Origin of the sequence: Xanthomonas sp. WCS2018Noco2-27, assembly GCF_031843525.1 — a bacterium.
Lineage (GTDB): Bacteria > Pseudomonadota > Gammaproteobacteria > Xanthomonadales > Xanthomonadaceae > Xanthomonas.
On the sequence record NZ_JAVTIK010000002.1, the window covers coordinates 336,259 to 349,382 of the forward strand.

General features: G+C 62.6%; 11 protein-coding genes. 2 read left to right on the plus strand and 9 right to left on the minus strand.

Annotated features, from left to right (window positions below; translation table 11 throughout):
* Window positions 1-77 precede the first annotated feature (77 nt).
* A complete protein-coding gene (locus RQH86_RS06505; RefSeq protein ID WP_311239731.1) occupies window positions 78-1,691 on the plus strand; it encodes an amidase in 1,614 nt (537 codons plus the stop codon).
* Between the two features lie 91 nt (window positions 1,692-1,782).
* Here the strand turns inward: RQH86_RS06505 and RQH86_RS06510 are convergent, their stop codons facing one another.
* Both RQH86_RS06510 and RQH86_RS06515 read right to left on the minus strand, forming a co-directional pair.
* Entirely contained in the window at window positions 1,783-2,910 is a 1,128-nt protein-coding gene (locus RQH86_RS06510) for a mechanosensitive ion channel domain-containing protein (RefSeq protein WP_115512406.1), read from the minus strand.
* Between the two features lie 85 nt (window positions 2,911-2,995).
* Window positions 2,996-4,393, minus strand: a complete 1,398-nt coding sequence (locus tag RQH86_RS06515) for a 3-deoxy-7-phosphoheptulonate synthase class II (protein WP_115561491.1) — start codon at window positions 4,391-4,393, stop codon at window positions 2,996-2,998.
* A gap of 245 nt (window positions 4,394-4,638) precedes the next feature.
* On the opposite strand from RQH86_RS06515, the gene RQH86_RS06520 reads away from it, so the two are divergent.
* Window positions 4,639-6,762: a TonB-dependent receptor gene (locus RQH86_RS06520; RefSeq protein WP_311239730.1), complete on the plus strand. Its 2,124-nt coding sequence runs from the start codon at window positions 4,639-4,641 to the stop codon at window positions 6,760-6,762.
* A 453-nt stretch (window positions 6,763-7,215) separates the two neighbouring features.
* Here RQH86_RS06520 and RQH86_RS06525 read toward each other — a convergent pair whose 3' ends face one another.
* The 7 genes from RQH86_RS06525 to secY form a co-directional block, all read right to left on the minus strand.
* Complete coding sequence (locus RQH86_RS06525; protein ID WP_055846102.1) at window positions 7,216-7,734, minus strand: disulfide bond formation protein B; 519 nt, start codon at window positions 7,732-7,734, stop codon at window positions 7,216-7,218.
* A gap of 668 nt (window positions 7,735-8,402) precedes the next feature.
* Window positions 8,403-8,786, minus strand: a complete 384-nt coding sequence (rplQ, locus tag RQH86_RS06530; protein ID WP_003486665.1) for a 50S ribosomal protein L17 — start codon at window positions 8,784-8,786, stop codon at window positions 8,403-8,405.
* A 180-nt stretch (window positions 8,787-8,966) separates the two neighbouring features.
* Window positions 8,967-9,965 (minus strand): DNA-directed RNA polymerase subunit alpha, encoded by a 999-nt coding sequence (gene rpoA, locus RQH86_RS06535; protein WP_002811635.1) that lies wholly within the window; start codon window positions 9,963-9,965, stop codon window positions 8,967-8,969.
* A 53-nt stretch (window positions 9,966-10,018) separates the two neighbouring features.
* Complete coding sequence (gene rpsD, locus RQH86_RS06540; protein ID WP_002811641.1) at window positions 10,019-10,645, minus strand: 30S ribosomal protein S4; 627 nt, start codon at window positions 10,643-10,645, stop codon at window positions 10,019-10,021.
* 15 nt (window positions 10,646-10,660) lie between these two features.
* Window positions 10,661-11,053: a 30S ribosomal protein S11 gene (gene rpsK, locus RQH86_RS06545; protein WP_003486671.1), complete on the minus strand. Its 393-nt coding sequence runs from the start codon at window positions 11,051-11,053 to the stop codon at window positions 10,661-10,663.
* A gap of 10 nt (window positions 11,054-11,063) precedes the next feature.
* The gene (rpsM, locus tag RQH86_RS06550) at window positions 11,064-11,420 is read right to left on the minus strand and encodes a 30S ribosomal protein S13 (protein ID WP_003486672.1); all 357 of its coding nucleotides are present in this window, start codon (window positions 11,418-11,420) and stop codon (window positions 11,064-11,066) included.
* Between the two features lie 333 nt (window positions 11,421-11,753).
* Window positions 11,754-13,121, minus strand: coding sequence for a preprotein translocase subunit SecY (gene secY, locus RQH86_RS06555; RefSeq protein ID WP_023902825.1), 1,368 nt, complete (start codon window positions 13,119-13,121; stop codon window positions 11,754-11,756).
* Window positions 13,122-13,124: the final 3 nt, after the last annotated feature.

Here is a 13,124-nt window from a genome sequence, read left to right on the forward strand (position 1 = left end):
GATCACGTTGTCACCCCGACGCAGCGACGTTAGCCTGCGGAAAGTCCCCGCGGAAAACCACCATGCGCTCCACCACCCTGTCTTTTGCGCTGCTGCTGGCGTTGTGCGGCTGTGCGCATGCCGATGACACGATGCGTCCGGCAACCGACGCCGCTTCGGCTGCCAAACCGCTCGACCTGATCGATGCCGACGTCGCCGGCCTGCAAGCGCGCATGGCCCGTGGCGACACCACCAGCCTGGCACTGACGCGCGCCTATCTGCAGCGCATCGAGACCATCGACCGCGCCGGCCCCACGCTCAACGCCGTGATCGAGCGCAATGCGCAGGCCGAAACGGACGCCCGCACCCTGGACGCAGAACGTGCCGCCGGCCGCGTGCGCGGACCGCTGCACGGCATCCCGGTGCTGCTCAAGGACAACATCGACGCGCTGCCGATGGTCAACAGTGCAGGCTCGCTGGCACTGGCCGAGTTTCGCCCTGCTCGCGATGCGTTTCTGGTGCAGCGCCTGCGCGCGGCCGGTGCGGTGATCCTGGGCAAGACCAACCTGAGCGAATGGGCCAACTTCCGTTCCACCCAGTCCAGCTCCGGCTGGAGCGCCCGCGGCGGGCTGACCCGCAATCCCTATGCGCTGGATCGCAATCCGTGCGGCTCCAGCGCCGGCACCGGCGCAGCAATCGCTGCCAGCCTGGCCACGGTAGGCATCGGCACCGAAACTGACGGCAGCATCACCTGCCCGGCTGCGGTCAATGGCCTGGTCGGGCTCAAACCCACCGTCGGCCTGGTCAGCCGCGACGGCATCATTCCGATCTCGGCCAGCCAGGACACCGCCGGCCCGATGACCCGCAGCGTCGCCGACGCCGCCGCGCTGCTGCAGGCGATCGCCGCGCCCGATCCGCAGGACCCGGCCACGCGCCATGCGCCGTCGTCCACACCAAACTATCTCGCCCACCTCAAGCCCGATGGCCTGCGCGGCGCGCGTCTGGGCCTGCTGCGCAATCCACTGCGCGAGGATCCCGCGATCGCCGCAGCTTTGGATCGCGCCGTACAGACCTTGCGCGCGGCCGGCGCCACGGTAGTTGAGACCGCCCTGGTCACGGATGGCAAGTGGGATGCTGCTGAGCAGACGGTCTTACTGGTCGAATTCAAGGCCGGTTTGAATGCCTATCTGCGCAGCCACGCTGCGCCGATCAAAGATCTGGACGCGCTGATCGCCTTCAATCGCGCCAATGCACAGCGTGAAATGCCCTACTTCGGACAGGAATTGTTCGAACAGGCGCAGGCTGCGCCCGGCCTGAAGGACCCGGGCTATTTGAGCGCGCGCGCCAGCGCCAGGCGGCTCGCTGGCGAGCAAGGCATCGACGCAGCCCTGAAAGCCGACCGCCTGGACGCACTGATCGTGCCGACCACCGGCGCTGCCTGGGTCACCACGCTCGGCAAGGGCGACACCTTTCCCGGTGCCGGCTACGGCGCCGCAGCAGTGGCCGGGTATCCCAGCCTGAACGTGCCGATGGGGCAGACCCAGGGTCTGCCGCTCGGATTGCTGTTCATGGGCACCGCCTGGAGCGAGCCGCGCCTGATCGAACTGGCCTACGCCTATGAGCAACGCAGCCACGCGCGATTTGCGCCCAGCTATGCGCCCAGCGCATCGCCGGCGGCACCGGCCGCACCGCAGCCGAAGGCGCCCGACTGACTGAGAATCCGTAAAGCAGCACTGGTCATCGATTGATACGCATGCCGCACGCCGCACAACCGAACCTGCCGCAGCCTGTCGGCAGGCACAGCTAGATCGAAGCCGCAGGCTCGCCGTCTTCTGCACCTGGCGAACGCACGCTGTCCGGTGCGATCGGCTCCTTCGCGCCTGATGACGGTTTTTCCTGCGTTGCAATCTCGGCGCGGATTCTGGGCAGCGCGTAGGCGTGCTCGCGGGTCAGAAAATCGATCATGCGTTCGCGCACCAAGCAACGCAGATCGAACGCATCGCCGGAATTGCGCGCGCTCACCAGCAAACGCACCTGGATGGTGTTGTCGCTGGTGTCGGTGATCTGGGTGACGCAGACGCGCCCATCCCATAACGGCTCGCTGTGGCAGATGCGTTCCAGTTCCGCGCGCACTGCCGCAATCGGCGTGCGGTAATCCAGCCACAGGAACGCGGTACCGAGCAGGTCCGCACTGGCGCGCGTCCAGTTCTGAAACGGGTTTTCGATGAACCAGGTCAACGGGACCACCATGCGCCGTTCGTCCCAGATCCGCACCACCACGTACGAGCTGCCGATCTCTTCGATACGGCCCCATTCCCCTTCCACGATCACCACGTCATCCAGGCGGATCGGCTGAGTCAGCGCAATCTGCAAGCCGGCGATCAGGTTGCCGAACACCGGCTTGGCCGCAATACCGGCCACCAGCCCGATGATCCCCGCCGACGCCAGCAGCGTCTTGCCGATCTGGCGCACCTGCTCAAAACCGAGCAGCACCACCGAGATACCGAGCAGGATCACCGTGCCCATCACCACGCGACTCAAGACCCGTGTCTGGGTCTGGATACGCCGCGCGGTGAGATTGTCCGACACCTCGATCGGATTGCTGCGCAGGATCGCCATTTCGCCGGCGGCGACCGCACGCACCAACAACCAGGTGACGCAGCCGACAATGCCGACATGCAACAAGTGCTGCACCGCGGCCAGCGCCTTGCCGGATAACGGCGTGGCCTCGGTGGCGATACCCAGAAACAGCAGCGGCAGAATAAAGGCCGCCGGCAGCGTGACCACGCGAATGATGCGTGCGCGACGGTAATCGCGGCCCTGCATGCGGCGAAACAGCCACAGCATCAGCGACCAGGTAACGACGCCCGCCAGCAGCGCGGCGCCCAGCGGGATTGCGTATTCGCGGATGACGTTCCAATCGGCAGTCAAACCGTTCCTCCTGTGGGGGGAAAGAGGGATGGCTGCAAGAGCATGCCGCATGCGGCATGAGCATCACGTCATACGCACAGTGACTTCATGCGCCCAGCGGCTGCGATGCCACCTGTTGCTGCTTGCGCACGATCGCCATCGCGATTTCCAGCGACTGCTCGTAGTTCAAGCGCGGGTCCACGCTGGAGCGATACGCACGCTCCAGATCGCGCTCGGTCAACTCGCGCGCGCCGCCAGTGCATTCGGTGACATCTTCGCCGGTGAGTTCCAGATGCACGCCACCCAGCCGCGTGCCGGCCGCCGCATGCAGATCGAACGAGGTTTCCACTTCGCTGCGAATATTGTCGAAACGCCTTGTTTTATAGCCATTTCCGGTGCTTTCGGTGTTGCCATGCATCGCATCGCAGACCCATAGCACGCGTCGGCCATCGCGCTTGACCGCATCCAGCAACGGCGGCAGTTTCTCGGCAATCTGCGTGGCACCCATGCGATGAATGAAACTCAGGCGGCCAGGTTCGTCTTCCGGATTGAGCACATCGATCAGGCGCAGCAACTGGTCCGGCTGCACCGACGGTCCCACCTTGATCGCGATCGGATTGCGCACGCCACGCAGATACTCCACGTGCGCGCCATCCAGCGCCGCGGTACGCATGCCAATCCATGGGTAATGCGTGCTGAGATTGAACCAGCCCCACTGGCGCGGCACCTGCCGGGTCAGGCCTTCTTCGTACGGCAGCAACAATGCTTCGTGAGACGTATAGAAATCGATGCGATTGAGGTTGTACACCTCCGATCCGGACAGGGTTTCCATGAAGCGCACTGCATCGCCGATCGACGCAACCATCTTCTGGTAGTCCGCCGCCAGCGGCGAATAGCCCACCCAATCCAGATTCCAGTATTCGGGGTGATGCAGGTCGGCGAAGCCTCCATCGATCAACGCGCGTACGAAGTTCATCGTCATCGCCGAACGCGAGTGCGCGGTGATCATGCGGCGCGGATCAGGCACACGCGCCGCCTCGGTGAAGGCCGGCGCATTGATCACATCGCCGCGGTAGCTGGGCAAGGTCACGCCATCGCGCGTTTCGGTATCGGCCGATCGCGGCTTGGCGTACTGCCCGGCAAAGCGCCCTACCCGCACCACCGGCAGGTGCAGGCCATGCACCAGCACCAGGCTCATTTGCAGCAGCACTTTCAGCCGATTGGAGATCGTGCCCGACTCGCAATCGCTGAAGTTCTCCGCGCAATCGCCGCCCTGCAGCAGGAAGCGCTTGCCCTCCTGCGCTTCTGCCAGCTGGCGTTTGAGCGCGAAGATCTCCCAGGAGGTCACCAACGGTGGCAACTGCCCCAACTCGTCCATGGCGCTCTGCAGTGCGGCTTGATCCGGATACACCGGCAGCTGCAGCGCGGGTTTGCCACGCCAGCTACCGGGCGCCCACGCCGAGGCAGCGGAATCGGAAACGGGAGAAGGGGCGGAAAGATTCATGGCAACAGCACTCCTGGACAGCCTGCGATGGTGGCAGAGCCGGCGCGTCCCGCAAAGCGCTCTGCACCGATGCCGCCCAGGGACGAAAGCACTGTTGGCGCGGCAATGCCTGCCAAGCGGTTGCGAGCGACTGAACCGCAAGCAAAGCCGTCGGGCCAGGCATGACTTTCGGCCTACGCTAGCGCCCGCCCGTAAGCAGAATGTTACGAGGTAACACCCTCCTCCCTAGCCGTCCTGCGACCGCCATGACCCCTCGCCGCCTCCCAGCCGCCATCGTTTCCATCCTGCTGTCTTCCTGTGCCGGTACCGCAATCGCCGCAGATGCCGTTGCCGACCAAACCACCGATTTGGACACCGTCAACGTCATCGCCAAGCTCGAGGCGGCGCGCAACGCCTTGTCCCCGGATATCGGCAGCAGCCAGTACACCATCACTGCCGAAGACATCGACCGCCTTCCACTCGGCGCCTCCACACCGCTCAACCAGGTGCTGCTGCAAGCGCCGGGCGTGGTACAGGACTCGTACGGCGGCATTCACGTGCGCGGCGATCATGCCAACCTGCAGTACCGCATCAATGGCGTGATGTTGCCCGAATCCATCTCCGGCTTCGGCCAGAGCCTGGAGCCGCGCATCATCAAGAACCTCAAACTGCTCGATGGCGCCTTGCCCGCGCAGTTCGGCGACCGCACCGCCGCAGTTGTGGACATCACCACCAAGAACGGCGCCGAGCTGGGCAATGGCGGCAGCGTCGGCATCACCGGCGGCTCCTACGACACCGTCAATCCAAACGCCTCGCTGTGGGGCAGCAGTGGGCGCTGGAGCTGGTTCGTGACCGGCGACTACGAACAGAACAGCCACGGGCTGGAAAACCCGATCGACAGCCGCTCGCCCGACCACGACAAGACCCATCAGGGCAAAGGCTTTGCCGATCTGAGCTATCTGATCGACGAAAATACCCGCCTCAGCCTGTTGGTCGGCTATGCCAACAATCGCTTTCAGATTCCCAATAATCCCGGCCAGACTCCGGCGTTCGATTACCTCGGCACCACCGATTTCGATTCCTCGCGCCTGGACGAAAACCAGCGCGAAACCACCCGTTTTGGCACCTTGGCACTGCAGGGCATGCTCGGCGACACCAGCTATCAGCTGTCGGCTGGCCAGCGTTACAGCAGCGTCGCCTTCTCGCCCGATGTGGCTGGCGATCTGATCTTCAACGGCATCGCCTCCCAGGTGGACCGCAGCAATCGCGCCAACACCGTGCAGGCGGATTTCTCCACGCCCTGGGGCAATGCGCACACGCTGCGCTATGGCCTGTACGGCAATTTTGAACACGCCATCGCCAGCAACAATTCTTTTATCTTCCCGGCCGATACCGACGGCAACCAGAGCAGCAACGTGCCGGTGTTCATTGCCGATGGCAGCCGCTTCCACGCCAGCACGTACGCGCTGTATCTGCAGGACGAATGGAAGATCGGCGACGACTGGACCGTCAACTACGGCGTGCGTGGCGACCGTTACAAGGCCTTCGGGGCAAGCGAGGGCCAGCTCAGCCCGCGCCTGGGCGTGGTCTGGACAGCAAGCGACAGCACCACCGTGCATGCGGGCTACGCGCGCTACTTCACGCCGCCTGCCAGCGAGCTGATCTCTACCAGTGATATCGCGCTGTACGACGGCACCACCAACCAGCAGTCCACCGACGGCGGACCGACCACGCCGCTCAGCGAACGCAGCGATTACTACGACCTCGGCATCTCGCAAGTGGTGAGCGATCACCTGACCCTTGGCCTGGATACTTACTACCGCAAAGCCGCCCGGTTGCAGGACGAAGGCCAGTTCGGCGCCGCTTATGTCTATTCCACCTTCAACTACCGCAACGGCCGCATCCGTGGTGCCGAGTTCAGCGCTGACTACAGCAATGGCCCGGTCACCGCATATTTCAATCTGGCCTACAGCAAGGCGATGGGCAAACAGGTCCTGACCAGCCTGTACAACTTCGACCCGGACGCATTGGCGTACGCGCAAAACAACTGGATCCATCTGGACCACGACCAGAAGCTGACCTCCTCCGGCGGCATCAACTACGCCATCAGCGACAGCAGCCGGATCGGTGCGAATTACCTCTACGGCAGCGGCTTGCGCACCGATACCGACACTGTGCCCAATGGCGGCGAACTGCCCTCGTACTTCCAGTTGAATCTCAGCGCAGGGCACGATTTCGCGCTTACCGCGCATCCGCTGCACGCGCAACTGGCCGTCCTCAACGTGCTCGATCGCAGCTACCAGCTACGCGACGGCGGCGGCATCGGCGTGTTCGCCCCGCAATGGGCGCCGCGCCGTGGTGTTTACCTGAGTCTGCAGCAGACATTCTGAGCGCAACACGCGGCGCACCGGTAACTGCGCAACGCAGCAAAAGGACCTGGTCGATTCCGGGTCCTTCTGCTTTTTCAGGCACAACGAAAATCAGGGTATTGGATCTGAGTAGTCAAACGCCTGTCCCTGCCATGTTCCTGGCTCAAGCTCAGCGCTTCGGCGCGTCGTAACGTCCATCAACGTAACGCCTTGCCCAGGCGCCGACCAGCGCGTGCCGGTGCCATCGCTGACGCAATCGGCCGACCTCACGGAAGCGACATGCTCAACCAAACCAGCCGCATCACCTATGCGCAACCCACGGCACAGGCTTACGCGACGAGTAACGGCCAGCAAGCGGAGAGTGAGCGCGCAGCGCACTGCGCACAGAAGCGGACTGCTTACAGAACGCGATTTCGCGCAGCGGTCCTACTGCCCCGGTCATCGGAGCAGTTGATCGCCGGCGATCAACGTCCGTCAGTGATGCACAGACGTCCGGCGTGCTTTGAAGCCGGCGTACAGCGCCCACAAGGCCAGCGACACGAACCAGACCATGCTCCACATCGGCATGCTCAGGCCCAGAAACCGCCAGTCGATGTTGCCGCAATCCCCGGTGCCGGTCAGCACGGTGCGGAACACTTCGAACGGCCCCATCGTCTCGCTCAGAAAGCTCAGCGGCGGGCCGCATGACGACATCATGTCCTTGGGCCGGATCTGCACCCAGACGTGCCGTGCCGCGATACCCATACCCACACCGGCGGCGATGAAACTCAGCACGCCATATACCTTGCGCCCACCGGCAGCACGCGGCCCGTGCAGCGCACCCAGCAGGAAAAACACCGCCAGCGCGGCAAACGCGATCCGCTGAAAAATACACAGCGGGCAAGGCTCGAGCCCCAGGTGCAATTGCACATAGATCGCGTAGGCCAGCAGCCCTGCGCAAGCAACAAACCCCAACAGAAACTGTGCCCGGAAACCCCAACGGAATGGATTCATCGTGACTGCTTGCCTAGGACCAAGGCGTCGATTATCAGCCATGACCGCCGCCATGACCACGGATGCATGCGTCTGACGGAGCGCCTGCTGCGAAGCGCTGCAACACCTCTGTGGTGCTGTCGGCTTTATCGCTTAGGTGCAGAGCACTCAGGCGACCCTCCCGGATGGCGAGCCATCCAGATCGCTCGGCGTGGATGGTGACTGGGGTCGGGCACGAACAGGTGACGCACATTGACCACATCACCGCTAACTGCCTGACACGGACACAGATGAAGGCGTTACACGGGGAATCCGCCACCTCCCCATCTGCGCTCTCCACCAGGTACCTGGGAGCCCAACGGATGCCGGAAACAAGCCGTCGACCCACGCCCCATCCACGACGTTGATGGCTCTCACTTGATCTGCGGCGCGTCGCTCCAGCGCCCCAATACCGCCTCGCCTATCCCACACACTCCAACTTCCCCGGCTCCAAACTCGCATTTCTGCATTCAAACCCAGGCGACACGAATTTGCGGATTCTTCAACCCACGCAGGCAGTACCGCAGCGCCACGTAAGCGCACCAAACCAACCGCGCACCCCATGCCGCGTCCATCGATAATCCAAACGCCCCAATAAAAAAGCCCGGCGTGAGCCGGGCTTTTTCGAGAATCTGTGTGAAGCGATCCGATTACTCGGCCACTTCTTCTGCCACGACCGGACGGTCGACCAGCTCGACATACGCCATCGGCGCATTGTCACCGGCACGGAAGCCGGCCTTCAGGATGCGCAGGTAGCCGCCGGGACGGGTCGCGTAACGCGGGCCCAGTTCGACGAACAGCTTGCCCACGGCTTCCTTGTCGCGCAGGCGAGCAAACGCCAGACGACGATTGGCCACGCCATCGACCTTGCCGATGGTGATCAGCGGCTCGGCGACGCGACGCAGTTCCTTGGCCTTCGGCAAGGTGGTCTTGATCAGCTCGTGCTTGAACAGCGAAGCCGCCATGTTGCGGAACATGGCTTCGCGGTGCGCGCTGGTGCGGTTGAACTTACGACCGGATTTCTGGTGACGCATGAGTGTGATTTCCTAAGGAATGTTGAGACTACTGAAAGACGTTGTCGCCATCCTGGCGCTGTTGAATGGACTGCGGTTGGTCCGAACCGGCCGTCCTTCGACCGGGTGTCATCGCGGGCTTTGGCCCGTCGATGTGGAAAAACAAACATGGGCGCCCGAAGACGCCCATGCCTTGAAACATTAACCAAGCATGCCGTGCTGGGCGACACCGGCCGGCGGCCAGTTTTCCAGCTTCATGCCCAATGCAAGGCCGCGCTGTGCAAGCACTTCCTTGATTTCGGTCAGCGACTTCTTGCCCAGATTCGGGGTCTTGAGCAGTTCAACTTCGGTCTTCTGGATCAGATCGCCGATGTAATAGATGCTCTCGGCCTTGAGGCAGTTGGCCGAACGCACGGTCAGCTCGAGGTCGTCGATCGGGCGCAGCAGCACCGGATCCACGCCGCTGGCAGCCGGCTTGGCCGCACCGCGATCGCGGTGGGTGAAGTCACCAAACACCGAGAGCTGATCGCTGAGGATGTCGGCGGCGGTGCGCACGGCTTCCTCGGCATCGATCGTGCCGTTGGTTTCGATATCGATGACCAGCTTGTCGAGGTCGGTGCGCTGTTCGACACGTGCAGCTTCCACGGCGTAGGCAACGCGACGCACCGGCGAGAACGACGCATCCAGCATCAGGCGACCGATGGTACGGGTCTCTTCGTCCGGACGACGACGTGCAGCAGCCGGCTGATAGCCGAACCCACGCTCGATCTTCAAACGCATGTTCAGTGCGGTGTCTTTGGTCAGGTGGCAGATCACGTGGTCACCGTTGATGATCTCAACGTTGTGATCGGTCCTGATGTCGGCCGCAGTGACCGTACCCGGACCCTGCTTGGACAGCGAAAGCGTGGCGCTGTCGCCACTGTGCATACGAATCGCCACGTCTTTCAGGTTCAGCAGGACGTCAAGCACGTCTTCCTGCAAACCCTCGACCGTGGTGTACTCGTGCAGCACGCCGTCGATTTCGACCTCGGTAATCGCAAAACCGGGGATCGACGACAACAGCACACGACGCAGGGCATTGCCCAGCGTGTGCCCGTAACCGCGCTCCAAGGGCTCGATCACGACCTTGGCACGGTTGTCGGTAAGACGTTCGATCTGCGGACCACGAGGGCGCAGAACCTGGTTGGCGGTAACCGTCATGTTGCGGGGTCTCCTGCGAACCTCCGGCAGTGCCGGAGGCTCTCCAATGTGAATTACTTCGAATACAACTCGACGATCAGCGCTTCGTTGATATCCGAAGGCAGGTCAGCGCGATCCGGCACGGCCTTGAACACGCCGCTGAACTTCTTCGAATCGACTTCGACCCACGACGGCGTCATGTCGTGCTGCTCAGCCACGGTCAGGGCTTCCTGCACGCGGAGCTGCTTCTGTGCCTTCTCCGACAGCGTGATCGCATCGCCAGCCTTGATCTGGTACGAAGCCAGATTCACCGACTTGCCATTGACCAGCACGCCACGGTGCGACACCAGCTGGCGCGCGGCCGGACGGGTGACGGCAAAGCCCATGCGGTAGCAGACGTTGTCCAGACGGGTTTCCAACAACTGCAGCAGGTTCTCGCCGGTGTTGCCCTTCTTGGTCGAGGCCTTCTTGTAGTAGTTGCGGAACTGACGTTCCAGCAGACCGTAAATACGCTTGACCTTCTGCTTTTCACGCAGCTGGGTAGCGTAGTCGGAGAGCTTGCCCTTGCGAGCCGCGCCGTGTTGGCCGGGCTTCTGCTCAAGCTTGCACTTGGAGTCCAGCGCACGCGCCGGGCTCTTGAGGGAAAGGTCGGCGCCTTCACGGCGCGCGAGCTTACAGGTAGGACCGATATAACGAGCCATTTCTTATCGCTCCCTTTAGACGCGACGCTTCTTCGGCGGACGGCACCCGTTGTGCGGGATTGGCGTCACGTCGATGATGTTGGTGATCTTGTAGCCCACGTTGTTCAACGAACGCACGGCCGACTCACGGCCCGGACCCGGACCCTTGATACGTACTTCCAGCGACTTCACGCCGTAGTCGAGCGCAGCGCGGCCAGCCTTTTCGGCGGCAACCTGAGCAGCGAACGGGGTCGACTTACGCGAACCACGGAACCCGGCGCCGCCGGACGTAGCCCACGACAAGGCGTTGCCCTGGCGATCGGTGATGGTGACGATGGTGTTGTTGAACGAAGCATGGACGTGAGCAACGCCGTCAGTGATGACGCGCTTGATCTTCTTCTTCGTTTTCTTTTCTGCTGGCTTTGCCATGATCTATCCCTTACTTCCTGATCGCCTTGCGCGGACCCTTACGGGTGCGGGCGTTGGTACGGGTGCGCTGACCACGCAGCGGGAGACCACGGCGATGACGCAGACCGCGATAGCAGCCCAGGTCCATCAGTCGCTTGATCGCGATACCGATTTCGCGGCGCAGGTCGCCTTCGACGACATACTTGCCGACTTCGGCGCGCAGGCGCTCGATTTCGGGTTCGGACAGATCACGAATCTTCGTGGTCGAGGTAACGCCTGCGGATTCGCAGAGCTTCTTCGAACGGGTACGGCCGATGCCGTAGATGCTTTGCAACCCGACCCAGACGTGCTTCTGGGCTGGCAGGTTGACGCCTGCAATACGCGCCATGACGCGATTCTCCAACTGAGTGATGGCCCGACAGCGCCCAGGCGCCATCCGGCAGGATGGATCAAAAAGTGAACTCGGAATTATAGCAAGGCCTCGGATTGCTTTGAAGCCCGTGGAACCAGAAGTTCCATGGACCCGGCGTGGGGAGTGTGCCCTCGCTCCGGCGCCGGACGGTGTTGATCCAGAAAACTTCTCCGAATCGCCTGTGCTACTCCCGCACAGGACCACCCCGTCACACCCGCGCGCGAGACGTCGCGCGAGCCGCCCTTCTGATCGGAAGATCGTGGCCCGGGAACCAGGCCGTCTTCACGTAATGAAGATCTAGTGTACCACTTAACCGCGAGCGAGACCGCCGCGCGAGCCGCCCTTCAGGTTGGCCTTCTTCAGCAAGCTCTCATACTGATGCGACATCAGGTGCGCCTGGATCTGTGCAATGAAATCCATCACCACCACCACCGCAATCAACAGCGAGGTGCCGCCGAAGTGAAACGACGTGCCGAGCTGCGTGCGCATGATTTCCGGCAGCAAGCAGACGATCACCAGGTACAACGAACCCGCCGCCGTCAGCCGCGTCAGCACGCCATCGACATAATCGGCCGTGGCCTTGCCCGGACGGATACCCGGAATCAACGCGCCAGACTTCTTGAGGTTGTCGGCGGTTTCCTGTGAGTTGAATACCAGCGCCGTGTAGAAGAACGCGAAGCCGATGATCAGTGCCGCGAACACCAACATGTGCACCGGCTCACCCGGTCCAAGCGCATTGGCGATCTTCTGCAGCCACGAGCCTACACCACTACCCGATGCAGCCTGACCGGACCACATCGACAAAGTGGCGGGAAATGCCAGGATGCTCGACGCGAAGATCGGCGGAATCACGCCTGCCATATTGAGCTTCAAGGGCAGGAACGAGGTCTGATTCATATACGCATTGCGACCGCCCTGGCGGCGCGCGTAGTTGACCGTAATACGCCGTTGCCCGCGTTCGACGAACACCACAAACAGCGTAAACGCCAAAATGGTGATGACGATCAGCAACAGCGAGATGAAGCTCAGGTTGCCTTCGCGGAATGCTTCGACGGTTTGAATCGCGCCCGACGGCAGACCAGCAACGATGCCGGCAAAGATGATCAGCGACACGCCGTTACCGATACCGCGCTCGGTAACCTGCTCGCCAACCCACATCAAAAAGATAGTGCCGGCGGTCAACGCAATGACCGCGGTCAGCACGAAGCCCATGCCTGGCGCGTACACAACCGGAGCGCCGCCTGGCGCCGTCTGGTTCTGCAGCGCGAGCGCAATACTGCCGCCCTGCACTACTGCCAGAAGCACCGCGCCGATACGCGAATATTGGGTGATCTTGCGTCGACCGGACTCGCCTTCCTTCTGCATCGCCTTGAGGGCGGGAAAGATGTGCGTGGCCAACTGAATCACGATCGATGCCGAAATGTACGGCATGACGTTCAATGCAAAAATGCTGAAACGGTGCAGGGCGCCGCCCGAGAACATGTTGAACATGTCCACGATGCCGCCACCCTGCGCCTGCATCAACGAAAGCATGGCATCGGGATTCACGCCCGGCACCGGCACATAGCAGCCGATGCGATAGACGATCAATGCCCCGAGGACGAACAGTAGCCGCTGACGAAGTTCCGTGAACTTGCCGAGCCCGCCACCGAGGTTACCAATGCCAGCCTGCGCCATCTG

Coding starts and splice junctions, on each gene's coding strand:
- rpsK (WP_003486671.1), bottom strand. CDS start 11,053: ATGGCAAAGCCAGCAGAAAAGAAAACGAAGAAGAAGATCAAGCGCGTC.
- rpsM (WP_003486672.1), bottom strand. CDS start 11,420: ATGGCGCGTATTGCAGGCGTCAACCTGCCAGCCCAGAAGCACGTCTGG.
- rpoA (WP_002811635.1), bottom strand. CDS start 9,965: ATGACGGTTACCGCCAACCAGGTTCTGCGCCCTCGTGGTCCGCAGATC.
- secY (WP_023902825.1), bottom strand. CDS start 13,121: ATGGCGCAGGCTGGCATTGGTAACCTCGGTGGCGGGCTCGGCAAGTTC.
- RQH86_RS06520 (WP_311239730.1), top strand. CDS start 4,639: ATGACCCCTCGCCGCCTCCCAGCCGCCATCGTTTCCATCCTGCTGTCT.
- RQH86_RS06515 (WP_115561491.1), bottom strand. CDS start 4,393: ATGAATCTTTCCGCCCCTTCTCCCGTTTCCGATTCCGCTGCCTCGGCG.
- rplQ (WP_003486665.1), bottom strand. CDS start 8,786: ATGCGTCACCAGAAATCCGGTCGTAAGTTCAACCGCACCAGCGCGCAC.
- rpsD (WP_002811641.1), bottom strand. CDS start 10,645: ATGGCTCGTTATATCGGTCCTACCTGTAAGCTCGCGCGCCGTGAAGGC.
- RQH86_RS06525 (WP_055846102.1), bottom strand. CDS start 7,734: ATGAATCCATTCCGTTGGGGTTTCCGGGCACAGTTTCTGTTGGGGTTT.